The organism is Pseudomonas sp. GW101-3H06, from assembly GCF_059424605.1.
This window is the reverse complement of the sequence record NZ_JBWKZO010000001.1, coordinates 1,374,142-1,400,545: the sequence shown is the minus strand read 5'-3', so window position 1 is coordinate 1,400,545 and position 26,404 is coordinate 1,374,142. Positions and strand designations below refer to the sequence as shown.

General features: G+C 50.8%; 23 protein-coding genes and 2 pseudogenes. 15 read left to right on the top strand and 10 right to left on the bottom strand.

The features are described from left to right. The first annotated feature begins 11 nt into the window (after positions 1-11). On the top strand, positions 12-374 hold the full coding sequence (locus tag AC07ZE_RS06305) for a cupin domain-containing protein (protein WP_207262445.1): 363 nt from the start codon (positions 12-14) through the stop codon (positions 372-374). Positions 375-956: 582 nt separating this feature from the next. Here AC07ZE_RS06305 and gloA read toward each other — a convergent pair. Next, the gene (gloA, locus tag AC07ZE_RS06300; protein ID WP_084321250.1) at positions 957-1,352 is read right to left on the bottom strand and encodes a lactoylglutathione lyase; all 396 of its coding nucleotides are present in this window, start codon (positions 1,350-1,352) and stop codon (positions 957-959) included. 218 nt (positions 1,353-1,570) lie between these two features. Between gloA and AC07ZE_RS06295 the strand changes: the two genes are divergently transcribed. The 4 genes and pseudogenes from AC07ZE_RS06295 (at position 1,571) to AC07ZE_RS06280 (ending at position 4,436) form a co-directional block, all read left to right on the top strand. Beyond that, entirely contained in the window at positions 1,571-2,431 is an 861-nt protein-coding gene (locus AC07ZE_RS06295) for a LysR family transcriptional regulator (RefSeq protein WP_084321204.1), read from the top strand. Positions 2,432-2,552: 121 nt separating this feature from the next. Beyond that, positions 2,553-2,900 (top strand): annotated as a pseudogene (locus AC07ZE_RS06290) (molybdopterin cofactor-binding domain-containing protein); the annotation flags it as partial. A gap of 210 nt (positions 2,901-3,110) precedes the next feature. Further along, entirely contained in the window at positions 3,111-3,347 is a 237-nt protein-coding gene (locus AC07ZE_RS06285; protein WP_207262443.1) for an SDR family oxidoreductase, read from the top strand. Positions 3,348-3,383: 36 nt separating this feature from the next. Beyond that, a complete protein-coding gene (locus AC07ZE_RS06280; protein ID WP_084321206.1) occupies positions 3,384-4,436 on the top strand; it encodes an SDR family oxidoreductase in 1,053 nt (350 codons plus the stop codon). Between the two features lie 220 nt (positions 4,437-4,656). Here the strand turns inward: AC07ZE_RS06280 and AC07ZE_RS06275 are convergent, their stop codons facing one another. From AC07ZE_RS06275 to AC07ZE_RS06260, 4 genes are all read right to left on the bottom strand, one after another. Beyond that, positions 4,657-5,544, bottom strand: a complete 888-nt coding sequence (locus AC07ZE_RS06275; protein ID WP_207262441.1) for an SDR family oxidoreductase — start codon at positions 5,542-5,544, stop codon at positions 4,657-4,659. Positions 5,545-5,644: 100 nt separating this feature from the next. Then, complete coding sequence (locus tag AC07ZE_RS06270; protein ID WP_207262439.1) at positions 5,645-6,439, bottom strand: alpha/beta fold hydrolase; 795 nt, start codon at positions 6,437-6,439, stop codon at positions 5,645-5,647. A 36-nt stretch (positions 6,440-6,475) separates the two neighbouring features. Next, positions 6,476-7,012, bottom strand: a complete 537-nt coding sequence (locus AC07ZE_RS06265) for a carboxymuconolactone decarboxylase family protein (protein ID WP_207262437.1) — start codon at positions 7,010-7,012, stop codon at positions 6,476-6,478. A 30-nt stretch (positions 7,013-7,042) separates the two neighbouring features. Next, positions 7,043-7,903 carry an alpha/beta fold hydrolase gene (locus AC07ZE_RS06260; protein WP_207262435.1) on the bottom strand — a complete coding sequence of 287 codons (861 nt, stop codon included), beginning with the start codon at positions 7,901-7,903 and terminating at the stop codon, positions 7,043-7,045. A gap of 238 nt (positions 7,904-8,141) precedes the next feature. On the opposite strand from AC07ZE_RS06260, the gene AC07ZE_RS06255 reads away from it, so the two are divergent. Continuing rightward, positions 8,142-9,098 carry a GlxA family transcriptional regulator gene (locus tag AC07ZE_RS06255; RefSeq protein WP_168232288.1) on the top strand — a complete coding sequence of 319 codons (957 nt, stop codon included), beginning with the start codon at positions 8,142-8,144 and terminating at the stop codon, positions 9,096-9,098. A 303-nt stretch (positions 9,099-9,401) separates the two neighbouring features. Here the strand turns inward: AC07ZE_RS06255 and AC07ZE_RS06250 are convergent. Next, a pseudogene (locus tag AC07ZE_RS06250) lies at positions 9,402-9,769 on the bottom strand (IS3 family transposase); the annotation flags it as partial. 412 nt (positions 9,770-10,181) lie between these two features. On the opposite strand from AC07ZE_RS06250, the gene AC07ZE_RS06245 reads away from it, so the two are divergent. From AC07ZE_RS06245 to AC07ZE_RS06235, 3 genes are all read left to right on the top strand, one after another. After that, positions 10,182-11,501: an alpha/beta fold hydrolase gene (locus AC07ZE_RS06245; RefSeq protein WP_207262433.1), complete on the top strand. Its 1,320-nt coding sequence runs from the start codon at positions 10,182-10,184 to the stop codon at positions 11,499-11,501. A gap of 2 nt (positions 11,502-11,503) precedes the next feature. Further along, the gene (locus AC07ZE_RS06240) at positions 11,504-13,249 is read left to right on the top strand and encodes a hypothetical protein (protein ID WP_207262431.1); all 1,746 of its coding nucleotides are present in this window, start codon (positions 11,504-11,506) and stop codon (positions 13,247-13,249) included. 445 nt (positions 13,250-13,694) lie between these two features. After that, positions 13,695-14,267 (top strand): hypothetical protein, encoded by a 573-nt coding sequence (locus AC07ZE_RS06235; protein ID WP_207262429.1) that lies wholly within the window; start codon positions 13,695-13,697, stop codon positions 14,265-14,267. Positions 14,268-14,512: 245 nt separating this feature from the next. On the opposite strand, the gene AC07ZE_RS06230 is transcribed toward AC07ZE_RS06235, so the two are convergent. Then, positions 14,513-15,133, bottom strand: a complete 621-nt coding sequence (locus AC07ZE_RS06230; protein WP_207262427.1) for a tyrosine-type recombinase/integrase — start codon at positions 15,131-15,133, stop codon at positions 14,513-14,515. 362 nt (positions 15,134-15,495) lie between these two features. Here AC07ZE_RS06230 and AC07ZE_RS06225 point away from each other — a divergent pair, with 362 nt between their 5' ends. From AC07ZE_RS06225 to AC07ZE_RS06205, 5 genes are all read left to right on the top strand, one after another. Further along, positions 15,496-16,899 carry an RES family NAD+ phosphorylase gene (locus AC07ZE_RS06225; RefSeq protein WP_207262417.1) on the top strand — a complete coding sequence of 468 codons (1,404 nt, stop codon included), beginning with the start codon at positions 15,496-15,498 and terminating at the stop codon, positions 16,897-16,899. 279 nt (positions 16,900-17,178) lie between these two features. Then, positions 17,179-18,345: an SIR2 family protein gene (locus tag AC07ZE_RS06220; protein WP_207262415.1), complete on the top strand. Its 1,167-nt coding sequence runs from the start codon at positions 17,179-17,181 to the stop codon at positions 18,343-18,345. Further along, positions 18,345-20,189, top strand: coding sequence for an ATP-binding protein (locus tag AC07ZE_RS06215; protein ID WP_207262413.1), 1,845 nt, complete (start codon positions 18,345-18,347; stop codon positions 20,187-20,189). The genes AC07ZE_RS06220 and AC07ZE_RS06215 overlap by 1 nt, the downstream gene beginning before the upstream one ends. A gap of 201 nt (positions 20,190-20,390) precedes the next feature. Then, complete coding sequence (locus AC07ZE_RS06210) at positions 20,391-21,314, top strand: macro domain-containing protein (RefSeq protein ID WP_207262411.1); 924 nt, start codon at positions 20,391-20,393, stop codon at positions 21,312-21,314. Continuing rightward, the gene (locus AC07ZE_RS06205; protein WP_207262409.1) at positions 21,311-21,811 is read left to right on the top strand and encodes an adenylyltransferase/cytidyltransferase family protein; all 501 of its coding nucleotides are present in this window, start codon (positions 21,311-21,313) and stop codon (positions 21,809-21,811) included. Before AC07ZE_RS06210 ends, AC07ZE_RS06205 begins: the two co-directional genes overlap by 4 nt. Before the next feature lie 124 nt (positions 21,812-21,935). On the opposite strand, the gene AC07ZE_RS06200 is transcribed toward AC07ZE_RS06205, so the two are convergent. The 3 genes from AC07ZE_RS06200 to AC07ZE_RS06190 all read right to left on the bottom strand — a co-directional run bounded on the left by AC07ZE_RS06200 (position 21,936) and on the right by AC07ZE_RS06190 (position 24,690). Beyond that, positions 21,936-23,099 carry a hypothetical protein gene (locus tag AC07ZE_RS06200; RefSeq protein WP_494990425.1) on the bottom strand — a complete coding sequence of 388 codons (1,164 nt, stop codon included), beginning with the start codon at positions 23,097-23,099 and terminating at the stop codon, positions 21,936-21,938. A gap of 422 nt (positions 23,100-23,521) precedes the next feature. After that, a complete protein-coding gene (locus AC07ZE_RS06195) occupies positions 23,522-23,935 on the bottom strand; it encodes an Xre family toxin-antitoxin system antitoxin (protein ID WP_207262405.1) in 414 nt (137 codons plus the stop codon). A gap of 329 nt (positions 23,936-24,264) precedes the next feature. After that, positions 24,265-24,690 carry a hypothetical protein gene (locus AC07ZE_RS06190; RefSeq protein ID WP_207262404.1) on the bottom strand — a complete coding sequence of 142 codons (426 nt, stop codon included), beginning with the start codon at positions 24,688-24,690 and terminating at the stop codon, positions 24,265-24,267. Between the two features lie 171 nt (positions 24,691-24,861). Between AC07ZE_RS06190 and AC07ZE_RS06185 the strand changes: the two genes are divergently transcribed. After that, complete coding sequence (locus AC07ZE_RS06185) at positions 24,862-26,298, top strand: IS1182 family transposase (RefSeq protein WP_207262402.1); 1,437 nt, start codon at positions 24,862-24,864, stop codon at positions 26,296-26,298. Positions 26,299-26,404: the final 106 nt, after the last annotated feature.

Below are 26,404 nucleotides of genomic sequence, written 5' to 3'. Positions count from 1 at the left end.
TGGAGAACACTATGACAACGGCACTGCCCAAGCACGTAATCGATTTCAAGGACCAGGCACTCGCTCCACTGGAGCGCGAGATCAATGACCCAGAGTTGGTCGATGCGCCTTACCGTAGCGCAACCTGGAGGCATTTCAACGAACTAGGAAAAAAGGCTATCGCTGGTATCTGGGAGGCAGGCCCTCACCTGGAACGCTGTGAATGCGACTTCGATGAGCTCTGCCATATTCTGGAAGGCACAGTGCGGCTGACTGATAACGAACGTAAGTCTCGTACTTTTGGCCCTGGCGATTCCTTCGTCATCGCTGCGGGATTTCAGGGTACTTGGGAGAACCTTACGGAGGTTCGAAAAGTGTTTTTCATCTTGGGCTGAATCCCTTGATCCCGCGCGATACATAGTAAAATTTACATCAGGGGCAAAAGGAAAAATCCCGTTTTCAGTTGTTGTGCTCACGGTCAGCTTTGGGTCGTTTTTTGCCGGTCAAGGCCACCCAGTGTGCTGGTCAAATCCGATTGCAAACGACTGGTCAAGTCGAATGCAAATGGGTGGTCAAGTCCATGCAATTACGCACTATAGAAATCGGCGAGGTTCTGGCGCAGGTCGCTCAGATCAAGACATCGATCACTGCTGCGCAGAAGGTGAGTGACTGGAATGTGATCTTCAAGGTTGAACGAGTAAAACAGTCACTCCTGCCCACTCGATAACTGTCCCATCATGCTGCGTGCATCCCTGCTGGCCAATGCCGAAATTTTGCTGGAGGCCAGCCAGGGGAGCTACTTTTTCAAAAGAATCGGCCGAATACAGCCGATCATTAAGTGGAGAACATCGCCCTTAGCGCTGAAGTCGGGTAGGTGACTTCGCCGGACGGTTACGCTGCACCCTCGTCTTCGATTCGTTGTGAAATCTTGATCCAAAAGGAGCGATTTAGAACCGAACCGGCATGCCAAAACCTGGTTAGTCGAATTGTGTGCCTTTTTGTATCAGTTCGACTTTGTACCCGTTGGGATCTTCAATGAAAGCGATTATCGTGCGTCCATGTTTCATGACACCTGCTGGCCGAGGAACGCGATATCCCAGGATTGCTGCGCGGTTGCACACCGCTTCTGCATCCTCAACCTCGATAGCGACATGCCCGTATGCATCACCAAGTTCATAGCTATCTTGTCCCCAATTTCGCGTCAGTTCCAAGACGGCAGATTCTGTCTCCGGGCCATACCCGAGGAAAGCAAGAGTGAATTTGCCCTCGGGATAGTCTTTCCGTCTCAAAAGGCTCATGCCGAGCACTTTGGTGTAGAAGTGAATGGTTTTATCCAGATCTACTACGCGTAGCATGGTATGTAGGATGCGCATCAGTTTCTCCGCTGCAGCATCGGCCCGCAAGGCCGACATCTCTTAGAAGGCTTTCTCGAACAGAGACGAAAGCCGTGCGTCCACGCCCTATCTATCGCGAGCCCTTGAGGCCCGAAGATTACGGTCATTGGATGCCTTTGCGAGGCCGATGTTAAGCTCACACTGGAATCACTAAAAGTGACAAAAAGTGAGCAGTGCCATCACAAAAGGAAAATGTCTTGAAGCTTTCACAGCTCGGTTTTTTTTGCGCCGTCGTAGAGCACGGCACAATAGCCGCCGCCGCCGTACAGCTGCATTGCGTACCTTCGAACATCACAGCAAGGCTACGAGAGCTTGAAGACCAGCTGGGTGTCGTCCTGTTCAACCGAGAAAAAAACCGGTTGCTGGTTACACCCGAAGGTAGGCTGGTCTACCGCAACGCAAAGTTGCTCGTCGATCTGGCGGCTGAAACACGCTCGCTTTTTTCGACCGATTCCATTAATGGTGTGCTTCGAGTCGGGGCGCTGGATGTAGCGCTGGCTAATCATCTGCCCCAGCGTCTCGTACGGTACCGTCTGGAGGCGCCGGGGGTAGATCTCCACATCCGTCCGGAGCACTCGCTACACTTGGAGCGACTATTGATCGATGGCGAGCTTGATCTGATCCTCACTGATGGCCCAATCGAGCATCCGTTGCTTGAAAGCCGCTTAGCCTTTCGTGAGCGCTTACTGAGAGTGGTACCGAAGGCTTTCTCCTCGCCCACCCCCGGAAGCTTGGCTGGACTTGAACTGTATGTATTTGGTCGCACCTGTCACTACAGATACCAGGTTGACAACTGGCTTGAAAGCAACGGCATCCAGCCTCGGGCGATTTTGGAAATCGAGTCGTATCCGAGTATTTTTGCATGTATAGCAGAAGGGTTAGGCTTCGCCTGTGTTCCGGAAAGTTATGTCGACCTTTACGCTAGCCAAGCGGATACATTTCAGGCCGATCATGTGCCTGGCCTGGACTCGAGCGATATCTATTTCGTCTGGCGAAAAAGTCAGCAGTCGCCCTTAATAAAAAACTTCATCGAGATAATTGATATTCAGAGCAATTAGTCGTTACCGAGTCCAAAAAGCCGCGCTGGTGCTGATCATGGTGGACGGTAAAGGGTACCCCGCACGTAAAAGATAATTTGTTTAGCAGAAACAGCGAATACCTTCCTGACGAAAACCAAGGGACGTTGCTACGATTCTTGTCAATGCCAAGACCCGGATCGACGCCACTTACCACAACCAATACCTGAACCACGGGCAGTTGGAACCGCCTTCTGCGCTGGCCAAATTCAATCCGGACGGTTCGCAGGAGGTCTGGCTGCCGAATCAAGCGCCGGACATGTTCCGTGCGGACATAGTCAAACGCACTGGTCTGGAGCTTTCCCGCATCACATTGCATTCGCCGCTGGTGGGTGGATTCTTCGGGCGGCATTTTCTGTACGATTCCGCCAGCCCGTACCCGCAGGCCATCAATTTGTCCAAGGCAGTGGGGCGTCCGGTGAAACTAATTTGGAGTCGCGAGGAAGGGTTCAGTGCAGGACGTGCCAATTTCCAGTATGGCGAACGCGATGCAGTGGTGGTGGTGGTGGTGGTGGATGAAATTGGCCGAGAAATTGCCTCGAGTCGAGAAGGCAAAGTCAGCCAACGGCGCCAATCTGATACTGTTTTTTATATTTGATCTGAGCCTTTTTTAGTGAGTCGGTGCTCTATAGGGTGCGCGTCCGACGCACCCAGTGAAGCATTGGAGATCAAGCCGATACGGGTCAACGTCGTCTCGTCAGGTGTCGTCGACACCCCGACTCGGGACTTCCTGAGCCGCGAGGATCATCAAGGTCTTCTCGAAAGCGTCGCGGGTAGCCTTCCGGTAGGTCGGGTCGGCCAAGCTGATGATCTTGCAGACGCTGCGCTGTCAATGATGGGAAATGGCTTCATCAAAGGCACCGTGCTCCACGTCGATGGTGGTGGTCGCATTACCTGACGCTAAGCCTTTCCACTTCACCATGAGGATTTTGAAATGAGCGATAAACACGTAGCACTTGTCGTTGGTTCCAGCGGGATCATCGGCAGCGCTTTGGTCGACACGCTGTTCAGTGCGCCTGAATGGTCCGTGCGGGCTTTGCGTAAAACGAACCTGCCGGGCGTCGAGGCCATCGATTGTGATCTAAGCGATGCTAAGGCAACCCGGTTAGCGCTCGAAGCCGCATCAGATACCACTCATGTGTTCTATGCGGCGTTGCAGACCGATCCTGAATTGGCGCGCGAGTCTGAAATCAACACCGTGATGCTTAGAAACGTTCTGGACGGGTTAAAGGCCAACGGTGCTCCGCTACAGCGGGTTGTGCATTATCAGGGGGCAAAAGTGTATGGCGTTCACCTGGGCGCAAGCGTCGCACCATTCTATGAAGATGACCCACGCCACGTGGCTGCCAATTTCTACTATGCCCAAGAGGATTTGCTCAGAGAAAGACAGGTCAGCGACGGCCTGGATTGGAGCATCCTCAGGCCAGATGTGGTGGTAGGCGACATTGCCGGCAACCCGATGAACATCGCAATGGTGATTGGTGTCTTCGCAGCGCTGAGCAAACAGGCAGGTGTGCCACTGCGTTTCCCTGGCTCCATGCGCACGTATCGAGAGGTCGTTGCTCAACTCACCGACGCGCATTGGCTGGCACGCGCGAGCCTATGGGCCGCACTCGCACCCACGGCCCGTAACGAAGCCTTCAACCTGGTAGGAGAGCCGTTTCGCTGGGAACGCATCTGGATCAAGATCGCCGAAGCGCTAAACATGGAGGTCGCCACGCCTCAGCCGTTTTCTCTCGCCAAGCACATGCCCGGTAAAGCCAAGGACTGGGAGCGACTGGCAACTGAGCATGAGCTCAGCACATTGCCCTATGACAAGCTGGTTGGCTGGCCGTTCGGTGACTTTATCTTCAACACCGGATTCGACATGATTTCGGACATGAACAAGATCCGTCGTGCGGGCTTCACGGAAGTGGTGAACAACGAAGAGATCATGGTTGATGCGTTGAAGTGGCTGGCAGAGAAGGGATTCTTGCCAAGTATTTGAGTTGATTTCGATGGGTTGAATATCTTGACTTGGTGGCTGCTGCTTCGACGGAGGTGGCTGCTATCGGCCAAAAGCAGTCCTTCATGATCGGCAGCTATCGGCCTTTACCGCGCTATCGAAACGCGGCCACGGTTTCACTTATAAAGGTCGTGAGTTCAACTCTGAGGCCGCGAGCCCAGGTTCACACCACTTACGGTAGATACCGTAGGACTCGAGTCAGTCAACGGAATAGGCTGATATTTTCGATTAACCAGTCCGATAGCGAGCGCGGTGGATGCCCTGTCAGTTGCTCAACAGTCAGGGTGCTTTCTGCCAGCGCCGACTCGTGAAACAGAAATTCCAGACCGATATACAGTTCAGTAACCATCGCAGGCGTACCGTCAGCGATCAAAGCTGCGCGATAGTCAGTCACAGAGCGGGAATTGTAAGTAACGGTACGCTTGAGCAGATGCGAGAGCTCCTGTGCCACTTCCTGCATCGTCCAGGCCCGCGGCCCGGTCAAGTGATACGCACGTTGTGATTTAGCAGTCACCTCTTCCAGCAGGGCGACCCGCGCCGCCTCGGCGACATCTCGAGTGTCTATGAAATTGACAGAGCCCTGGCCTGCAGTGCCTGCCCAAATCCCTCGCGCAACCTGAGGACCGGCACGTTTGAGCACGTCAGCGAACGTAGTAGGTCTCAGTACGGTTGACGCCACCGGCTGAGAGGCCAAATGCGCTTCGATAAGCATGTGCCAAGCGAATGGATTTAGTGGTGTCGCGGGTCCCATGACGGAAAGCTTGACTATATGGCGAACGCCTGACGCGACGGCAGCGTCAATCAGCGCGATTTCATTTTCTACCTGACGGTCTGACGTCCCATGCGCCACGAACAACTTATCGACGCCTCGCAGGGCCTCTCTGAGTGTTGGCGGCTGGTCAAAATCTACGGTCGCGACCGCGATCCTGGGCGAAAACTGAGTATTGGGGCTCTTTCGAGTCAGTGCGATTAGGCTGACAGGGTCGTCGACCAAAAGATTGATCAAGGTTGCCCCTACGCGGCCAGTGGCGCCCGCAATGGCTATACGGGGCGGGCGCCCGGCATCGGGATTCGGAGATGAAGTGGTCATGGAATGCTTCCTGACTGGCGAAAAGTAAAGTCATGATTTCTGGCATGAGGCTCAAGCCTTACATGCATTCAACCTTTCTGAAGATAGTGTTACGCAAGATCTAAATTTCAATGAAATCAACAATTGCCGTAATTACCTGCAGTTCGCCGAGGATCCTGCGATGCCCAAGCCCCTCTGTTACGACCAGCGTTGAGTTAGACCAAGCGGCATGCAGTGCTTGAGACTGGGAGATGTCTACGATTCGGTCACCGGCATCGTGAACAATAAGGCCCGGATGAAGTAGCCCTGATGTCAGTGCCGGGAGATCTGCTGAGTCCAGGCTCACGCGGGCGAAAGCTTCAGCCCAGTTTTTAAATACCAGAACTTCTTTTCTGTCGAGTCCATGGGCACGAGCAATACCCAAGACGACCTCTTTCATAGATGAGGGCCCGCAGAGGTGCACACTTTTTTCTACGGACAGTCCATTGGACAAAGCCCAAAGTGCAGCGGTTGATCCACCTGAATGGCTGATCAGGCTATGGACATCGCCCAATTTCTCGGCAAGAGCCAACGCTGTCCTCCCGGCATGAATCATGCTGGAGACGATTCCCTCGGAATCTCCATGGCCTGGTGCATCAAACAAGGCCACAGAGAAGCCTGCCGCAAGGATAGGCTCAACAAAACTCATGAAATGTGAGCCACGGCTGCACCAGCCATGCACAAGCAGCACGCGAGGCCCTTTCCCGAACGTCCAATAAACGATGTGTTGCGCGTCGACTTCGAGAGTGGATCGTTTCGCTCTGGCGAGAAACTCCATTTCTCGAGGAGATGCAGGCACTCTGTCCGGGACTGCGAATGCTCTGCATACAGCGTCCATGCCGGGACCCACCGACAGCTGCTCTTGGAAAGTACTCATAAAGTGAATCCTTGAGGCTTGATCCTATCCAGCGAATTATTCGGGCTTGGGAAAGTCGACGGTAGTGTCGTTGATTCGGTTGAACACGTTGGTGAATGTGATCACCGAGATCGCTAATCCAATGTGAACAATTTCTTCACCGCTATATCCAGCGTCCAGCAGCGCCCGTACTTGCGCTTCCGGCAGGGTGCCGGGATTACGTACCAGGTAGTAGACAAAGGTAACGAGCGCATCTCGCTTGCTACTACCTGTCGCCTGGCCTTCGCGCATCCGATGCATCGCGTCAGACGACAGCCCGACCAGTTTTCCGACCATGCTGTGGGCAGCAACACAATAATCACAGCCTGCAAGCTCACTGATGACGAGCTTGATGGTTTCCTGGTCCGGCTTGCTCAGAGGCCCTCCAGAGAGCACTGCATCGGCATTAAGCATCGCTTGAAGCGCAGCAGGGGCGAGGGTCGCGAGAGCCGCGTAGGCGTTAGGAACTTTACCCAGCGTTTTTTTAATACTTGCGTAGATTTCGGCCGTAGGGCCAGTTGCCTGATCCGCTAGCACTGATGTGAAACGAGCCATTCGTAAGTCTCCAGAAGTTAACGTTTTTTATCAGGCGTTGGTCATGCAAGCATCCACGAAAGCTCCAATGTGCCTTGCGGCAGCGCGCGGATACTGCAGTTGTGGACCATGCCCGGTGCTCGGAAAGGTGACGAGGTGTAGAGTCGGTAACTGATCGTTCAGGGCGTACCAGTTCTCTACGGGGAAAGCGATGTCGTGATCGGCGCCAAGATGCAGAACCGGTACATCAGTCGTTTTAAGGACATGAAGCACGGCGTCCACCGGGAAGATCGGGTTTTTCGGAGCATCGCCCAACTGTGCTCCAGCCCATTCATATGAAACCTCCGGGCTGGCGTCATCCCTCCTCGAGGCTAGCCGATTCCAAGAGCGCTCTGCTGCGGCTCTGCTGGAAGCTGACGAGGGTTCGAAAAACAAGCTGACGAAATCTTCGAAGTCGTTATCCCGCTTGGCCAGATCATAAAAAAGTTGCTCACCTGATTTGGCGAGATTGCCTGGAGGTGTCGTTGCAATAAGAACCAGATGGCTCAAGAGCTGAGGCGCTTGGGCGAGCACAATTTGCGCTGCTACACCGCCAACCGACCAGCCTGCGAGGACCACTTTACCCAACTTCAGGGCAGTGATCAGTTCGATGGTGTCCTTGGCCAATGAGGCTGGGTTATACGTTTTTTCACCGGTCGATCGCCCCAGCCCGCTGTAGTCGAAAATGGTGACCTGAAAACCTAGCTGTACCAAACTATCGAGAAACATCGGGTCCCAGGACTCCATTGTTCCGCGGAATCTAACGCAGAGCACGAGCGGCGTTCCGTGTCCGAATGTACGGTAAGCCAGAGTCCTGCCATTGACTTCCAGATAGTGGGTCTGCGCATGAAAACTTACGGATTGTTCAGTCATTGCGGCTTACTCTTGGTTGCTCAACATTCGAATGACCATCCGCTCAGAATTGTGCGAAATGGCCTGCTAATTCGGTTACGCGTAGGATGTAACACCGACCATCACTGTGACATTGTCACTCCATTCGTCATGTCAGCCATGTTCGATTCTGCTTGGTAGCTCCATCGTGCATCGCGGTGACTAGAATTTAAACGACATATACGGGCATGTTTTCGGACATGACACGGACGGAGTGGAAATGCATAGAATCGGTTACTTCTTGACGGAAGATTTCCAAATCATGGCCCTTGGAACCCAGTCGGTATTCGAGTTCGCCAACGTAGTAGCCAAGGAACAGGTCTACCAAATCACCAATTACTCGTTGACTGGCGGAGTAGTCACTTCCTCGATTGGCGCCTCGGTCAACACCGTGAAAGCCACCAGCGAATCGCAGGCAGACACTTGGATGGTGTCCGGAATCGTTGATCCCCTTGCCCGTGACAGCACTGTCGAGGAACTGAACTTCATCAAGACCGCTGCTGCCGGGGCGCAGCGAGTGGGAGGGATGTGTACCGGTGCGTTCGTACTCGCAGAAGCTGGCCTACTAGAGGGCCGGCGGGTAACGACTCACTGGGCCTATGCAGGTGCCCTCAAGCAGCGATTCCCGAACACCCACGTAGAGCCAGATCACATTTTTATCAATGACGGATCCATCTGGACTTCAGCCGGGCTATCTGCGGCGATGGATTTGGTGCTGGGTATGGTCGAAAAGGACCTTGGACATAAAATTGCGAACAGCGTCGCTCGGGTCCTTGTGATGTATCACCGCAGGTCGGGCGGTCAGTCTCAGCATTCGGAAATGCTCAAAATAGCGCCGAAGTCCGATCGGGTTCAGACCGCGCTTGATCACGCTCGGGCCAATCTTTCCGAGGATTTGAGCGCGGAAGTGCTGGCGAAGGTTGTTCACCTCAGTGAGCGGCAGTTCAGACGCGTTTTTCTCTCTGAAACTGGCTTGTCACCAGCAAAAGCGGTGGAACAACTGCGCCTGGAGACCGCGAGGAATATGATTCAGCGTGGTCGTCACTCGCTGGAAATCATCGCCAGAGAAACAGGGTTTCGGGATCGCCGCCATCTACGTGAGGTGTTTATCCGTAAGTTGGGAGTCTCCCCACAATCTTTCAGGCGCGAGGCGAGAGAAGGCGATGCTGGTGAATAATTCAAAGCAGCAGTCAGTGAAGGTATCGCGGCAAAAGCCCTGGCGGTAGCACAGAACGCTAATTGGATATTCATAGCGCTGGGTGCCAAGGACACGTCTTTTACATCCGAGAAGCAGCCACATATCGAAGTGGCGTCCAGGTATGAAGTTTAGGATCGGTGGCTGCACTCCTAATGATCGCGGTGGTCGATTGCTTCCATTAGTGAGAGGCTGCTTTTGGCCGGTTTCGGGCCCTCACGGAGGGCAGAAAACGGCCAAAAGCGGTCGGTCGTGTCCGTCTGCTGCGGGCCGATTCTGTTGATCACGGACCACACGCTCGGCGGGTAGCGACAGGTCGATTTCCAAACTCAACACCTCGCGATTGAAATCATGGAGCATTGAATATCCGAAAACTTCGTCCGTCGGATAATGGCGTGTGCATTAAGTCCAGTGACCAGCACTGGTTGATCGCTACTCGCGCGATGAGAGCTTCTGGCTTCTCCCGCACTATGCGTTCGCGCGGTTTGATCCGCATATTCAGCTCTAGTTCGCAATAAATCCGGTACACCAGTTTGTGGTGCCCACGGTGGCTTCACGTCACGCAGGTACAAGAAGCACAAGCCAAAAATCCAGTTACGTTGGTTGTGCTTCAGACGAATCAGGATGTCGGCAATCAGTGCATTCTCAGACGACCAACGCTTGCCGCGCAAGGAGCAGACGTTGGAGTTGGAGTACTTATGCCCTAAAGCGGACTTTCTGTTTCGGCAGTCTCTAAACGTGGTAGCTACGTGACTACTAAAGATAATCAATTCTTAAGTTCAGCCATTCGCCAAGCCCCTGCCACTGATAAAGAGAGGCCACGCAATGTCGATTGAAAATGGATAGCACCGCGCAGTCACTGACAGGAGGACATACGCGGGCCGAGATCTGAGTGAGCATCTATCTCAATAGAATTTAGCTGACCGTGCAAATCCTCAAGAATCGACTAATTTATTAATAGGAATGCATAGGTTCTTTTCGAAGCCCACGATGAAATTTCAAGGGTGAAATGGTTAGCAGAAAATGAACCAGGTACCAGATGACAATTGACAAAGGGAAAGTGCCATGCTTTCTAAACGCTTAATTGTAACCATAGCTTTATTGTTTTCTATTTGCTCGCAGGCTAGCGCTCACTACACATTCAAAAAGACAGGGAATACCACAGCCATAGTCTTTGTTCATGGAGTGATGGGTGACAGCACATCAACCTGGACAAACACGCAGACAAATAAATACTGGCCAAAAATGTTACAGGAAGATCCGGCCTTCCGTGATTCAGACATATATGTATATGATTATCCATCCTCACTGATCACGTCCTCTTATAGCATTGATGAGCTTACGGATGACATGAGATTAAGTTTTGATACTGATGACGTATTTGAACATAAGAATGTGGTTTTTTTAGTTCATAGCATGGGAGGGCTCATCACTCGCGCCTTTCTAGAGAAATATCGTGAGAGAGTTAAAAATGTTAGATTTATATATTTTTTTGCTACGCCCACTACTGGCAGTTCCGTATCTAGCCTAGCGAACCTCATAAGTAATAATTCTCAGTTTTCAGACATGACGTCCATGCAGTCCGGAAGCTATGTTGCAAATATACAATCCACTTGGTTGGCTGCACCAGATTTAACTAGCTTACCTTCTTTCTGTGCCTTTGAAACTCAGCCAACAAAGGGCTTATTAATAGTCCCTCAGCAAAGTGCTACAAATTTATGCAATAGGCGTCTCGACCCAATAAATGCAAATCATATAAATATAGTAAAGCCGTCGTCAGTTGATGATAAGCCTTATAAAGCCTTTAGAAGCGCCTACGTGTCAATATTCAAAGATCGATCCTCGTCATTACCCCCCCTTAGACTAGAGACTCAAGATGTATCGCAGTCCGTTGAGTCAATTGGCAACGAACCATTAATCATTGATGGAAATTCGATTCTCTGCGAGTCCGCAACCATGAATCTGGTGTTGGCTCTTCATGAAAAAAATAGCAACCCGATAATCATCAAGAAGATTTCGATAAAATCAGAACCAATTACATTCCATGAATTAAACCCTGGCCAGAAATGCAAGATAAACAGATTAAAATCGCGCCCTCATGGAATAACAGAAGTCAATACATATATTGTTACAGTTACTGATGAAGGACTTAATGCCAAGCTTATAAAGTCCGCCAGTGACGTTGTTCAAGTGAGTAGTGAGAATCTATTGAAAGTGGGTGCAAGGCAAAGCATGATAACTCTGAAGGCTGGAGAAGAACCAACAGCCTTTGCAATATACTTAGAAACGAAAACGAAAACCGCTCAGCGAGTGTGGATTCATGCCGAATATGACGCAGATGGAGAACAATCAATAGATTCGGAAAAACTGATCATGTGGAGGTAGTCATGCGTTTGACCACTAGACAAATCATTTATATTTTTCATTGCATAGTTCAAATCTCCTTAGCCTCAGTACTTTGCAGTATTACCGCGCCATCTATATTAGCGGATCAAAATGACGATGAGACTATAACGACAAATAATGGCAAGAGCTACACCCCTAAAGCTATATACGAAATCGATCAAAATCTCTCGAAAAAAAACTACCATGAAGCTATTCGACTCGCCACTAACTTAATAAATAACAAAAATATCCCTTTTATAACTCCCTCTTATCCGAACTATGTACGCTCTCTAGCGTACAACCGCCGCGCACAAGCACGCTCTCAAAACAAAGGAAGGCCAGATATAAATATTATTAATGATGATTATATCAAGTCTGCACTATTAGGAAATCTTGAAGCAGTACGAAAAATCGAGGTTGATTATTTAAACTCGATGGGAGCTTCAGGCGAGAATGGTGACAATAACTTTAATGTCGATCCGAACACAATAGATGACATACTCATAATCGGAGCGGATTTGGGGGACGAAGTCTCTTTTAAAATACTCTCAGAAAACAACTCACCCATCAAGCATGAGGCACTTGAAATTTTATATTGGGATTTACTCTATCGCGCATCAACACTAGACCCAAACACGATAGATGCAATCAATAAGTATAAAATTTCAGATATAAAAAATGCTTTAACACAATACTCAATTGTTGGTGACATAATTAACAGAGACGTTGCGCCAGAGCGAGACCTTCTTACGCATCTGTTATCAGAGCTAAGTATACGGCACGTTTTGGCAGATCTTCTAGGCGCGTTACCAAGAAAAGGTAAGCCAAAACCTGAAGAAGAGCCTACCGTTATCGACGGATTCCAAAGATCAAGAGTTGCGCTCGAGAAATCTGGTTTAACCTCTGCGTATTTACTGACTCCAGTAGATGTTGAAGAACCGGCGGTTGGTGTTATAAGTATAGATGCGAGTCGCGTAGCGACTTTCATAAAGCCTGGTGACAGCATCTCTGTTTCATGTGGTGCATTATCTCACATTGCGATGGTTTTTAATATCGATATTGATCATGATGAAATTTTGCTTGCAGACCCATTGTATCAGTATTGGAATCCCGCGGCTAACAGTTGTATAAAAAATTTTTCTCTAAAAGAGTTTAAGTACGGCTTGTATCTTTCAAGGTTAAAAATTAGCGAGATAACCCCAATGATTACCTCAATAACAACCCTCAGAAAGTACGAGCTTCCCGACTTCATGTTGAATATTCAACCCGCAAGAGCGTTTTCTTCGGATGAAACTGAAAAACCATGCCTTAATCCAAATCTTTCATCAGGACTGCTAAATACCAGTAAGGCCAACGCTCTAAATACTGATTTATTTACTTGGTTCAATTTTGAACTTGCAGAAACAAAGAGCCTAGATGCTGGTCGAAATAGGTTTATTTTTCGCCCAAAAGCATTAAGATTTCGCGGCTACACGGCAGTTTCGATGCAAACAAATAAAAATGGGTGTGTAGAGGCGATGTCGTTATTCGTTCGTGATGTTCGTCAAGATGATATGGAGACACTAATGATGCTGCGGGACCTTATTGAAAGTTTTTTAAAACAGGCTACAGGGGCAGATGATATATCACCATTATTCTCAAATCTTGAAGCGGGGAACGAGGAATTCGACTTTGAGAAGGCAAAAATTCAATTGCTGCACCAGAAAGACAACGGTGACGGAAACTGGAGTCAGATTGCTGTGTTCTAATACAAAATCCTACCGGTAGCAGGGATCGAGCTAGATACCCTCTAAATAGAACGTTTGCCGTTGGTAAATGCTAATTATCATTACAGGCAGCTTTTGGTCCAGGCTGTGTGAAAACCCCAACCAGAAATTGAAGTGCGCACTTCTGTGTGAAATCTGAAATTGATCGGCTCGTTAGTGAAGCCGGATTTTGCGTAGAAGCGCGGTTTTCAGCTCTATTTTTGGCAGTCGCTATGCTCACAAACGTTTTCACACAGCTTGGGTCGTTTTGAGCCTGGAGCGATAGGCTGAAAACGGCCAGGAGCAGTCAGTCAAACGCCCCGAAAGTTACGGCACTTGCATGCGTGACACTACTTTATAACAGACATGAAGAAATTACCTATATCCTGCCTGCGGCTGGTATGCCTTTGCATATTCTTACGTCGAAACTGCTCAACGAGATATGTTTGTGAATCGTCGAAAATATCCTAACAGCAAGAAACTCAATACCGTGGTGGGCGCCCCAGATGGCCGAGCCCGGCTGAGTGGGCAATTTGCCACGATAGTTTCCTGCGTCTCAGTGTTTATCGCTGCCCTAGCTTTCGTGCTGAATTACCAGGCGCAGGCAATAGCGGTTCGACAAGCTTGCATACAGCGCATAGACAATCAGGAGGCCGAGGCCACGAAAAAAACGGGTGCGTTTTTCGGGGCCCTGGCTGTGCTGTTGAGCAAAACTATCAACCCAAATGTCGCTGCGGCCAGTTATTACGGTGCGGGAGAGGAAGCAATACGTGCCGGGCGCGATCTAACCGCGTATGTGTCGGGTGAGTACCTGCATAGCATTGTAAGGGTGATTTGGGGAATCCAAGACGTCATGGAGATAAGTGCGCACCTGAAGGCTGAAGAGGCTGAGCGTAACGCGGTCAGGCAATTCAATTCTTTGAACTACTACTTTTCGGCTTTCAAAGCTAGTCTCGATATTCAACGAGAAGCTTGCGGAAGCAAGGAATCTCTGACTCGCAGCTTTGTAGAAAATTTTTGATCGTTACCAGGTTCGTTTGAAGAGCACCGTTTACTATTTGGACACTGTTTGCTTCTCGAGCAGGTAGGTGTTGAACGGCCGGAGGGGTGCCAGAATCACAACCGGTTTGTGGTGGCGTTTACGACCAATGCTCCTCAAAAGCCGCTGAGATTAATCGTAACCCTACCCACAACGAGAGCGGTGAACGGCGGTGTCCGCTTTGGGTCGGAAAGCGACGGTCTGCCGCAGACCGTCGCAGTGGAAGATTACACGTCTGTTTGCTCTGCCATTTCTAGAGCATCGTCTACCTCGATGCCCAAATACCTGACAGTGCTTTCGAGTTTCGTATGACCAAGCAAGAGTTGAACTGCCCTCAAGTTCTTGGTCCTACGATAGATCAACGAAGCCTTGGTTCGCCGTAACGTGTGGGTACCGTACATCGTCGGGTCCAGTCCAATGGCTGTTACCCATGCTTTGACTATTCGAGCGTATTGCCTGGTGGAGAGATGATCTGAGTCATGCAATCGCGTCGGGAACAGAAAGTCCTCACTGCGAAGATGCGCCTGACGCATCCAGGCCTCCAGAACTGTTCGTGTTTGCTCAGTAATTTCAAACTGCACTGGATGTTGAGTTTTCTGCTGCATCACGATGGCCCGTGACGAAACATGCTCCCCATGCGCAATGTCACGTACTCGTAGCTTGGTTAAGTCACAGGCACGCAGCTTGCTGTCGATGGCCAAGTTGAAGAGAGCCAGATCCCGTGTCTTCTCCGCGAGCTGAAGCCTGACTCGAATAGCCCAGATATCTCTGACTCGAAGCGGGGCTTTCTGCCCTACAAGCTTTCCCTTGTTCCAAGGCTGACGGCGATGTAAAGCGATAGTGTTCATGGCTTGTCCTCCAGGTTGAGGAAGGACAAGGGTGGATCAGTCGCAATGCGTGGAGGTCGCTAGTCGACCCATAGCTGCCGGTCAGCAGTGACCTAATTCGGCCATGAGCGGACGTTCGCGGGTGGTTGTCTACAGCCCATTGCGGAAAATATCAGCAGCCTACGTTCGATTAGGAGCATTAACTCGCTGCGGATCCACACTGCCTCAGTTGATGCCCTACGATAGACTGTGGTGAGGACTGCACGGGATCGAATACCCTGGAGCGGAATGTATCTGCTCTGAAGGGGGCTGGAATGGGGAGATTCAAAATTCACGATAATGAACCGAAAAGGGTTTGTGTAGGTTGCATAGGCGAGAACTTTTTGCAGAAGCAGATTGGAGTTGAGGCTGCCGGCGAGTGCTCCTACTGTGATGAAATTAATGCTCCACGCATTGACGTTGAAGAACTCGCAATTTGGGTCGAAGAGGCTTTCGAAGGCCACTACGAGCGTACCGCCGAAGAGCCAACTGCCTTCGAGTACGCCATGCATCGGGACAGTGAGATTGATTATGACTGGGAGCGTGAAGGCGACCCCGTCCTCGATGTGATATCAGATATAGTGGGATGTGAAGAAAGCATCGCATCCGACGTGCTAGAGATCCTAAACGAAAAACACGATCACCGTGACCCCAGCGACCCGTATGATGAATGCGAGTTCGCATTTGATTCCTACTACAGAAGGAAGAAAGCTTCCTCTGGAGATTGGGATGAGTTGTGGTTCCGACTTGAGCACGCGCTTAAGCATGAGAGCAGACTCTTCAATCAAGAAGCATTAACGATCCTCAACTCAGTCTTCGCCGGTTTGGACAAAACGCGCTCTCGCACCAAGGGGTTGGCCCTCGTCACAGCAGGCCCTGGCAAGAATATTTCTGCGCTTTATCGTGCGCGGGAGTTCTTCTCTGCAAAATCGTTGCAAAGCGCCCTGGTGAAGCCTGTCGAGGAACTCGGACCACCTCCAGGGCGACTAGCTAAAGCCGGCAGGATGAACTCATCCGGAATCGCGGTTTTCTATGGTGCTCTGGAAGTAGGGTCTGCGTTAGCTGAAGTCCGCCCTGTAGTGGGCAGCAATGTAGTAACGGCAAAATTCGACATCATTCGTCCAATCAATTTGCTTGATCTCCGTGCCCTAGTAGGCCTTCGTTGTGAAGGGAGCATTTTCGACCCGCGTTATGCAAAGGAGTTAGAGCGTCATGACTTTCTACAAACTCTCAGCAAACGCTTGGTACTCCCGGTGATGCCAAACGAACAGGATCACGAGTATCTAATCACTCAAGCCGTGGCAGACTATCTGGCATCGCTTCAGAAGCCCAACATAGACGGCATCATCTTCCCATCTGTACAGGATGGAGTCGGAGTCAACGTCGTCTTGTTTCACAAGGCGGCGCGAGTGGAATCGCTGGGGTTTCCGCCATCCACGGACTTCAGTGCTCAAGTGGTGGACTATGATCCAGACACCGGAGCTGATTACCCTTGGTATACCCTTCAAATAGATCAGCCCGCCGACCCAACTGAAAATGCTGATTTCATCTTTCCTTTTCCGAATACCTACGACTGGAGCCAGGTCCATGCCAAGCACCGAGAACCTTGCCTGAAACTCGACCTGCAAACATTGCAAGTTCACGCCATCAAAGCGGTAGAGGTGAAAGCGAAAGCTCAAAACGTCATGGTGAGGGTTGATGTTGCGAGGCCAAATGTAAAATCGCCATTCAGTGACAACGACTTCTGAAAATTTGACTACTGTCGGTCAATTGCTGCCGTTGGTGATGGGTGCTGTCGACCCATGGGGCACCTCACGAAGAGGTGGCTGGAGCCAATAAGTCGACAATCCTTTGCACGTTAGCGGTTTTGCGGTTCGCATCCAGCAAAAGCTGTCGTTCAGATGCGTCCACTGCGTCGTAAAAAAGTAATTGGTGCACTCAGCCAGCCCTTCCTTGCGCCTCAAGCGAAGGGGCTGATACAAAGCACCTTAGGTGTTTTTTAAGCACATGGACATGAGGATTGACTGATGAGTGCAATAAACGATGACTCGATGGAGCAGGTCGATCAACTGTTGAGTCGTCCAAATCAGATTTGGCTTTTGGGCGCAGGTATAAGTAAGGACGCAGGACTACCACTTATGGCCGCCCTGACGACTCGAGTACTTGAGATGTCCGAAGCAAAACCTCACAAAAATCTTCTCGAGTCCTTACGAGCAGAACTACCTGCGAATGCCCACATCGAACACCTGCTTAGCCATTTGGGTGATTACACCACACTCGCTCTACGCAACGCATCAAAGCAGGTCAGTATAAATGGTGGAATTTACGATGCTTCCGCGTTAGAAGATGCACACAAACTCATCGCTTCGGATATTGCCTATACGATTCGATGGGGATACAAAGTTGAGGATGGTTCTGCACCGCAAGCAGGGTCGTCAGAAACCCCAATCGTTTCTGCCGAATACCATCAGCGCTTCGTGCATGCGCTACTCGGAAAGCGTCAAGCGGGTATTTCAGAGAGACGCAAACCTGTTCCTCTATTTACAACAAACTACGACACTCTATTGGAAGACGCACTTGCGCTCGGTCAATATTCATACTGGGATGGCTTTTCCGGAGGCGCTGTGGCTTTCCGTACACATCGTTATGGACAGCGTGAGCCGGAGTCAGGATGTCGCGCAGCTGTCATCAAATTGCACGGTTCAATTGATTGGTTCCTTGGTGAGGATGGAAATGTCTGGCGTGTGCGAGATGTCGATCTATATCCAGCGCGAACAGGCAGGGTACTTATCTACCCACAGGCTACAAAGTACATAGCGACACAGCGGGATCCGTTCGCATCGCAGTTCTCTCTTTTTCGCGAAGCTCTCGCGAATTCGGGTGAGAATGTTCTGGCTATCTGCGGTTACAGTTTTGGCGACGAACACATCAATCAAGAAATAGAGCTTGCTCTGTCTTCGCCAGAAAACAAGACAACTCTAGTTGCCTTCTGTTGTGATTTTGGTTCTTTTCCTCAAATACTTAATACTTGGCGAGAGTCCACATGGGGGAGGCGGGTATACGTGCTGACAGAACGTGGTTTATACGCTGGCAGTCAAGGCCCGCTTTGCGAACCAGCTATCGGCGAGCGTAACTGGTGGACCTTTGGCGGTATGACTGCCTTTCTCGAAAGCGGATATGAGGGGGTTGTCTGATGTCCAACTTCGACTTACTTAAAGATTTAAAAATTGGGCACATTGTTGAAGTCGCTGGGACATCTGTCCGTGTCGAGCTCGATGGTGCTGTCACAGAACTTACGCGCACCCATGAGGGACGTGTGTATCCGATTGGACAGATGGCTAGCGTTGTAAAGGTTCACTTTGGACGTCGCATCGTTTTTGGTTTCGTTACACTTCTGCGGATGCGTTCAGAAGAGCTAATAGAACAGGGGCAAATGATCCCTCCAGAGGCTGACCAGCGAATAATGGAAGTTGAACTGTTCGCGGAGGGCACATGGCAGGCATCGAAAAACAGTCTTAAATTTACGCGGGGCGTCTCCACTTTTCCACTTCCGCACCAAGGTGTTTATCTGCTCACGCGTGACGAAACTAGCGCTTTGTATACCTCCGCCGAAGGGCAAAGAGTGGGTAATGAGGCTGATGCACTGGTTCCCTTTGGAACATATGTGGGGGCCGACTCCACAGTATGCAGAGCAAACATCGATAAAATGTTTAGCATGCATTGTGCAGTGCTCGGCTCTACAGGCTCCGGGAAATCGGGAGCAGTCGCAGCGCTTCTGCACAGTATCCTTGAACATAAGGCTAAGGATAATGAGGTCTGCCACCCTAGAGCCGTCATCATTGATCCTCATGCCGAATACGGCGAAGCCTTTGGTGATAGAGCCGTTGTGTACCGAGCTTACGATCCTATTGGACATGAGCAGAATCTAGGGGAGCCTATCTATCTACCCTATTGGTTGATGTCTGCAGAGGAATTTCGACTCCTCGCAATAGGTAAGACTGAGCATGAAGCCACCAGTCAGCACAACATAATCTATAAAGCTTTGACGCACGCCCGTATGGTGGCCGCCAATCTCGTTGATCCTGCACCCACCCAACACGGCACCGCAGCACCTGCAGATGGGGGCGATCCTGATACTCCTCGCCCAAAAGCTGGGGTCGATCAAGCTGACCTAGAAACATTTGACCGTGATAAACCTCGCCCCTTCTGTCTCGGTGAGTTTGTAAATCATATTGTGTATCTACAAGGCGCTAAAGCAGCCAGGGGTGTTCTCGAAAGCATTGCACCCAGCGAGTTCGCAAAGACCTACAAGTCTGTCCTCGACAAACTGGCGATTCTCCGTAGGGATCCTCGTATAAAATTCATGATGGCAAACTGGATTAACGGTGATCCAACGCTAGCTCAGATACTTCGTCAGTTTGTTGGAAACATCGCTGGCGGCGAGCAGAAGGATCTTCGCGTTCTGGATATATCTGGGCTCCCAAACGAAGTTGCCGGACCGCTCACTGCTGCGGTTGCCCGCCTTCTTTTTCGCTACAAGGTTTATCAGTCGCAAGATGAACGTGCAAAAGATCCGATCCTTCTAGTCTGTGAGGAAGCCCATCGCTATGTGCCTGATCGTGGAGAGGCCGAATACGCTGCTGCTCAAGGCGCAATACGGCGAATTGCGCGCGAAGGTCGAAAATACGGTATCGGACTAATGCTCGTCAGCCAACGTCCTGCTGATGTTGAAAGCACGGTTATTTCTCAATGCGGAACATGGCTCGTACTCCGCCTGACCAATCAAGCAGACCAGCAGCACGTTTCTCGCTTCCTACCAGACGGGCTGTCAGGTATGACCAAAGCACTGCCAAACTTGGCGCAACAAGAAGCCATCTTCGTCGGTGAGGGTGCTGCACTACCGGCACGGATTCGCGTAAGAGACTTAGCGCAAGCACAGTTACCAAGGTCGCATAACGCGCGATTCGCGGAAGGCTGGTCCGGGCCAAGGCTTAGTGATGATATGTTGGAAACCATCGCTAACCGCATGGCGGAGTAGGGCTTTTGACGGCAGAATCGACCCTTGAGTTCAGACACATCTGAACGTCTACTCTGGGTCGACTTCTGCCGGTCACAACTGGCCGGAGTCGATCGTTATCAGACGGTTGGAGTACGGAAAATATATCCATCCTCTTTTCTATTCGTTTCATTCACCCAGGACGGGCTAAGTCCCGCCATTAACCAAACATTGGATTCTTAAATGAGGCTTCTTCGATTTATTTTCAGTCTAGCCATTGATCTCTTCATTAAGAGTATTACTAGACCGCGCACGGTCTATACAAAACTTGCTGTTACCGCATTATTACTAAGCGGCGGGGCATTTATCACTCCTTTCTGGCAACAAGCCATTGCGGGTGTCTTATCAACATTCAGTTCGTATCAATGCGACACGCCAATTCCGTCAATTGCGTCCGGTTCATTGTTCCTAGCCCTTGCATTGTTATTTGCCTTTCTCTCACAGCGAAATTCAACTTACCCAACTGAATCAATCGTCGACACAAAGTCGATTAGCCCCCCAGTTAAAGTCGGATCCGCTAGTGTCTATTGCTACTGCGGATCGGTAATGGCCATTTCAGGAGTAGATGTTATTGTTACTTCGGAGAATACTAATCTCCACATGGGGAGCATTAGCGGCACTTCTGTTTCCGGGAGAGTTCGGCGTTTGGCAGCATCCTTTAACAGCGACGGAACGCTGAACACTGATCACCTACAAGAAAAAGTTGAAGAATGGAAGTCCAGTCAAATGCATGCTGGCCCATATGCATTAGGGTTATGTATTAGTGCCCATCCTTTCAATTCGGCACATTTGGGAGTTAAATCAATCATTCATGCGATTGCACTTGAGAAGCGGGACTCTGGCATAAATATTATCGAAGAGGCTGCCAATCGAAAAATCATCGATTTTGCTATTGAACATTGCATAAACAACAACTTTTCATCGATATTTATTCCAATTTTCGGACTTGGTAGCGGAGGCATCCCCAAAGATGAAGCCATCTCAAAGACATTGCTACCACTCATTGGCCAACTAAGCGAACTTGAACATTCTATAAATGTCTACATTGGCACTTATAGACTCACAGATGCCGCGCTTGTTGCAAGTAAAATATTGAGATCACAATGAGTGTATTCACGAAAACGCCAAAAGAAATCGTTGGGCAGCACCAAAAAGGTTCTAGTGAAATTGGCTATGCTTCAGGCGTTTTTGACCTTCTTCATCAAGGACATAGCAAGTACTTGAGTTCTTGTAGAAAGCGCTGCGACATCTTAATCGTTGGCGTTGACGACGATGCCTTGGTAAAAAAAAATAAAGGCGAGTGCCGACCGTATGAAACGATAATAAAACGACTTGAGGGCGTTTGGGAGACGAATTTGGTCGATGAGATCTTTATTAAAAATTCCAGCTCGGAAGAACTACTAAAAATATTGCAACCAAAAAAATATTTCATCCCAAACAATCGGCGATTGAGTGCTCCTAGAATTCAATTATTGGAGCATTTGTCGATTGAGCTTGTTGTAATATCTTATACAGAAGGTATATCCACGAGTATCATCGCCCAACAAGGCCCACCAGGGGATGCAATCCAAGCGGCATGCCCCAAAGCTCCACATAGAGAATGACTGCCGGGGGTCGAGGCTGCCCCCATATCCAAAGGATTTCGAGCCGCATCGCCGGTGCTAAGCTCCAACTATGGACAAACGAAGCATCAGTAGCGCTTGCCAGAAACGCCGCTACGCCGCCAACTCACGCAGCGTACAACCCCCAAAAATAGATATTGCTCGTATTGTCACGCTGAAGTTCTTCAACCGGTACACCATGGGCCGCCGAGTAGCCTACGAGTGCCGCAATGCCAGCAGGTAATGCGTACTTCAAGCCGAGGGCCGATCCTAGGTCGTGAACGCCACCGATGAAGTAATGCGGGTTATATGTTTTGCACTGATCCTCGAAAGTAGGTCGATCTTCGACATCGATATCGATGTAACCGACGAGTTTCGGATGGGCCGGGACCCCGATTTTGAGAGGCAGGCGGTCCGGGTGCGAAATCGCTCCAGCAATGACCTGAGGCATAAGCCGCCTCATTGTGGCAGCAGTTTCAGGCCAGCAGCCGCCGATGAGCCAAGGCGAGCGAAGTACTTCGTCAGTAAGGAGAAGGCGGGCTGCGACTTCCGCTCTTCGTATTTTTGGGGATAGGCGGGCTAAATATTCCCGAAGCCCGGACCGTGCCTTACGTGCCTCGGCATCCATAGCCTCCACGGCCTCGATTTCCGCGACCATCGCAATTGCACGCTGCTCGTCGACATGATCAACAGCGAATACAACGCTGGGATTGTTCTTCAGCTCCCAACTCGCCTCGGAACAAAATAGGGCGAGTTCTTCATCAGAGAGCATGATGTTCAACTCGCGGTCCAGCGGCAGGCGGAGAGCAGGAGGCAGAGGTGCCGTACCTTTGTCGGTCGTACTGAAGAACTCGGGGAAATGCTTGTGAGCGACCCATTGATGATCTTCAAGGATACGTAGCAGGTCGTCCCAGCCATGGTAGGAAACTGAGAACAAGTTCGACTGCTTGTGCTGTCTTGTAAGCGTTTCAGCGTAGCTCACGAGCTTCGCATCGTGGGGTGCTGTGGTAACGACCACCAGATCACTGATCGAAGGCGTGAACTTTTTTGCTCGGTCAACCTCGGCTTCTATGGTTTTTCGATCCAGCTTTCCTACTGCCTTGCACTGTAAGCCGATCAGGCGGTCGCCGCTGCGCACCACGACATCTACACCATTTTGCCCCTGTCCATTCCTGCCGTACAAAGTCGACTTCGAGCCCGGGTGCTGAGCCCCCCAGAGATCCAGGGCGAATTTTTCAAACATTGTGGAATCCGAGATTGCTGGTAGTCGTTTACCTTTGAAGCTACTCATCCTAAGTCATTACTCGTTCAGCCAATGTGGGTTTTGCTCAGAGGAAGCGGCCCGACATTAGCGGACCAGCAACGGCTGCTAACCGCCCGTCGTGTGCATGCCAATCGTAGCAAAATAATGCCAATGCTCCCCTCCCTCTTAATTCCGGCTATGGAATTGGGCAAAGCTTAACCGCGACCACACTGATCGTGGATGACCGCTTCTGGCCGACAGCCGCCCGCCACGATATGGCCAGACGCTGACGCTCGGCGGTATCTGGTGGCCCTCTACCGCTTTAGGTCCGCCCCAGGGACACTTAATGTATGCGTCCGGGCATCCCGTCTTGCGCAACTAAAGCGGTTGCCACTTATGCGTCCGACTATACAATTCTGCTGAGTCTTTATGTGACGTGACTTTCTGGATTACGCCTAAAGAGGCTTTGGTCACCAATAAACGCCGTAGTCCATGCGGGTAAGCAAATCGTCCACGAGTTCGTAGCCAACCCCGTTCGTAATCAGATTGATGGGCGTTTCTCCGCTTAGGCCCCGGGCTGGCTGGCTAATCCACTGCTCGGCAAGTTCGCTAGAGCCCAGGACTTTAATCGCCTTATCCATGATCTCGGCGCACAGTAGAGCTCGGGTACTTTGCTCAGCTGAAAGCGCCACTTCCGGCTCCTTAAGTCGACGGGCAAGAGTGCGGTCAGACTTGCCTACGATCTTGGACAGTACGCCGCCTCGCTTAAAAGCTTCGCTGGCGTCGATCATGCGCAACACACTCACTAGTGGCAAACCATCTTGGAGTGCCTTATAGACCTTCATGCGGTCGCCGAGATGGTCATTTAGTAAAAAATCGACCATCCGCGGTCTCTCACCCGCAGGCTACGAGCGTCCTTTCGGAGTGCGTAACCTAACCCTACAAGACGCCTTAGCAGGAGCGTCACTGATAGTACCGCCGCCGCCTTTAGCTTTTGACTTGGGGATCTTAGGGGCTGGATCATTTTTCGCCATGGAGCTCATGGATCACCTCCCTCACTTTCTACTGTAACCACATTACCTCTTGAACTGCTCAAAAGCGTTGTTGTTGCTACTAAACGGTAAGTCCGCCCGGCCTAGGTATCAGCCGAAGATTCATCCACCGAGAGCCAGGCAAAGGCCTACCAGCTTGAGGCTCGCTACGGGGACTGCCTTTAGCCATGGGAAATGCCAGCCACCTCGTCCTCCGCAGCTACAACAACCCTTGTCGGCTCGCTGTGAATAAGATCTAGAGGCCGCTTGCCCCCTAACAATCCACTCACCGAAATAAACCAAAAGGCAGGCGTCCAACTGCCCTTGTCGGTTGCAAAGACCTTCAGCACACTGGCGAACGAAGGGTGTGGCAGAAAATTCTGGTCAAAGATATAGCTAGGATAGTAGTCAGTCCCCTCATGCTGAATTGAAAAGATCTGATGCTCACGTTCCCATTTGAGCAATAGAGCGCCTGTCAGCTTTACAGTTGAATTTGTCCGCCTAGCAATATCATCGATGGTTAGCCAGGAATCACTGGTGAGAACGGCTTGCTTTGCCTTTGTTAGCATACGAGCTTCACGCAAAGCGTTTGATTCTAGGATTTTCACGCCACTGCCTCTATGCAACAAATGTGCAGGTCAGAAAAAAGTCAATTTAGCTATCCGCGTCAGCGCTTGCTGAACCAGCACACTGCTTGGGCATGCCAGGCTATGATGAAACGTGCCCCTGAGAGACCCTCGTCTAACCTTCTGATCGTCGAGATCGTATCGGGGGCGATCATGAAGCGATTCATCGAAGGGGAGACTCGGACGCAAGTGACGTTACTGCCGGAGTGCCTGGACGATTACGTTGCCGAAGAAAATCCAGTCCGAGTGGTCGACGTTTTCGTCGATGAACTCGACCTGGGTGCACTTGGGTTTGAAGGTATTGATCCTGCTGCAACGGGGCGTCCGGCCTACCATCCCGCGATCTTGCTGAAGATCTATATCTACGGCTACCTCAATCGGATTAAGTCCAGCCGCCGGCTTGAGCGTGAAGCCCAGCGCAACGTCGAGTTGATGTGGCTGACGGGGCGCTTGGCTCCTGACTTCAAAACCATCGCCGACTTTCGCAAAGACAACGGCAAAGCCATTCGCAGCGTCTGCCGTCAGTTCGTAGTGCTTTGTCGCAACCTCAATCTTTTCTCTGCATCGATCATCGCCATCGATGGCAGCAAGTTCAAAGCCGTCAACAATCGTGACCGTAACTTCACCCAGGGCAAAGTGAAGGCACGCATGCAGCGGATCGAACAGAGCATTGACCGTTATCTGGCGGCGATGGATTCGGCGGATCGGGCAACGCCCGAAGTGGCCGAGGCCAAGGCCGAGCGGCTGAAAGAAAAAATCGAAACGCTGAAAAAGCAGATGCAGAAACTCAAGGCTATCGAGGCGCAGCTCCACGACAGTCCAGACCAGCAAATCTCCCTCACAGATCCAGATGCACGCTCAATGGCCACGAGCGGCCGAGGCACCGGAACGGTCGGCTACAACGTACAAACAGCGGTCGACGACAAACACCATCTGATCGTTGCCCATGAGGTGACCAACGTTGGTAATGATCGTGGGCAACTGAGCAATATGGCGAACCTGGCGCGTGAAGAAATCGAGGCTGAAACGCTAACGGTGGTGGCCGACCGCGGCTATTACAAAGGTCTGGAAATCCTTGCTTGCGAGCAAGCCGGCATAACTACTTTCGTGCCGAAACCCCTGACATCAGGCAGCAAAGCCGAAGGCCGATTTGGTAAGCAGGACTTCATCTACGTTGCTGCATCGGACGAGTATCGATGCCCTGCGGGACAGTTACTGACCCGGCGGCATTCTTCGGTGGAAGACGGCATGCTACTGCACTGTTATTGGTTCTCGGGCTGCCAGTCCTGCGCAATGCACAAGCAATGTACGACGGGTAAGGAGCGCCGGGTAAAGCGCTGGGAACATGAAGCCGTAATCGATGCGATGCAGGTACGACTGGAACATGATCCAACGATGATGAGGCGTCGCCGACAGACCGTTGAACATCCTTTTGGAACGCTCAAATACTGGATGGGAAGTACCCACTTCCTGACCAAAACCCTACCAAGGGTAAGCACCGAAATGAGCCTTCACGTGCTCGCCTACAACCTCAAACGGATGATGAGCATCTTCGGCATATCAGGACTGCTTGAAGCGATCAGGTCGTGAATCCAGCCGTTTGATCGTCCGTGAGTGGCTGTTTTGGCCGCTGACGCGGCCCAAACAGCATTTACGAGCGCCTATGTAGCTGACGAGGGAAATTCGCGCTTCAGTC

Bases quoted from the DNA above. Each gene is read 5' to 3' on its own strand.
- AC07ZE_RS06275 (WP_207262441.1), bottom strand. From the start codon at position 5,544: ATGACCACTTCATCTCCGAATCCCGATGCCGGGCGCCCGCCCCGTATA.
- AC07ZE_RS06185 (WP_207262402.1), top strand. From the start codon at position 24,862: ATGAAGCGATTCATCGAAGGGGAGACTCGGACGCAAGTGACGTTACTG.
- AC07ZE_RS06255 (WP_168232288.1), top strand. From the start codon at position 8,142: ATGCATAGAATCGGTTACTTCTTGACGGAAGATTTCCAAATCATGGCC.
- gloA (WP_084321250.1), bottom strand. From the start codon at position 1,352: ATGCGCATCCTACATACCATGCTACGCGTAGTAGATCTGGATAAAACC.
- AC07ZE_RS06260 (WP_207262435.1), bottom strand. From the start codon at position 7,903: ATGACTGAACAATCCGTAAGTTTTCATGCGCAGACCCACTATCTGGAA.
- AC07ZE_RS06280 (WP_084321206.1), top strand. From the start codon at position 3,384: ATGAGCGATAAACACGTAGCACTTGTCGTTGGTTCCAGCGGGATCATC.
- AC07ZE_RS06305 (WP_207262445.1), top strand. From the start codon at position 12: ATGACAACGGCACTGCCCAAGCACGTAATCGATTTCAAGGACCAGGCA.
- AC07ZE_RS06210 (WP_207262411.1), top strand. From the start codon at position 20,391: ATGAGGCTTCTTCGATTTATTTTCAGTCTAGCCATTGATCTCTTCATT.
- AC07ZE_RS06240 (WP_207262431.1), top strand. From the start codon at position 11,504: ATGCGTTTGACCACTAGACAAATCATTTATATTTTTCATTGCATAGTT.
- AC07ZE_RS06205 (WP_207262409.1), top strand. From the start codon at position 21,311: ATGAGTGTATTCACGAAAACGCCAAAAGAAATCGTTGGGCAGCACCAA.
- AC07ZE_RS06245 (WP_207262433.1), top strand. From the start codon at position 10,182: ATGCTTTCTAAACGCTTAATTGTAACCATAGCTTTATTGTTTTCTATT.
- AC07ZE_RS06265 (WP_207262437.1), bottom strand. From the start codon at position 7,012: ATGGCTCGTTTCACATCAGTGCTAGCGGATCAGGCAACTGGCCCTACG.
- AC07ZE_RS06230 (WP_207262427.1), bottom strand. From the start codon at position 15,133: ATGAACACTATCGCTTTACATCGCCGTCAGCCTTGGAACAAGGGAAAG.
- AC07ZE_RS06270 (WP_207262439.1), bottom strand. From the start codon at position 6,439: ATGAGTACTTTCCAAGAGCAGCTGTCGGTGGGTCCCGGCATGGACGCT.
- AC07ZE_RS06215 (WP_207262413.1), top strand. From the start codon at position 18,345: ATGTCCAACTTCGACTTACTTAAAGATTTAAAAATTGGGCACATTGTT.
- AC07ZE_RS06220 (WP_207262415.1), top strand. From the start codon at position 17,179: ATGAGTGCAATAAACGATGACTCGATGGAGCAGGTCGATCAACTGTTG.
- AC07ZE_RS06200 (WP_494990425.1), bottom strand. From the start codon at position 23,099: ATGAGTAGCTTCAAAGGTAAACGACTACCAGCAATCTCGGATTCCACA.
- AC07ZE_RS06195 (WP_207262405.1), bottom strand. From the start codon at position 23,935: ATGGTCGATTTTTTACTAAATGACCATCTCGGCGACCGCATGAAGGTC.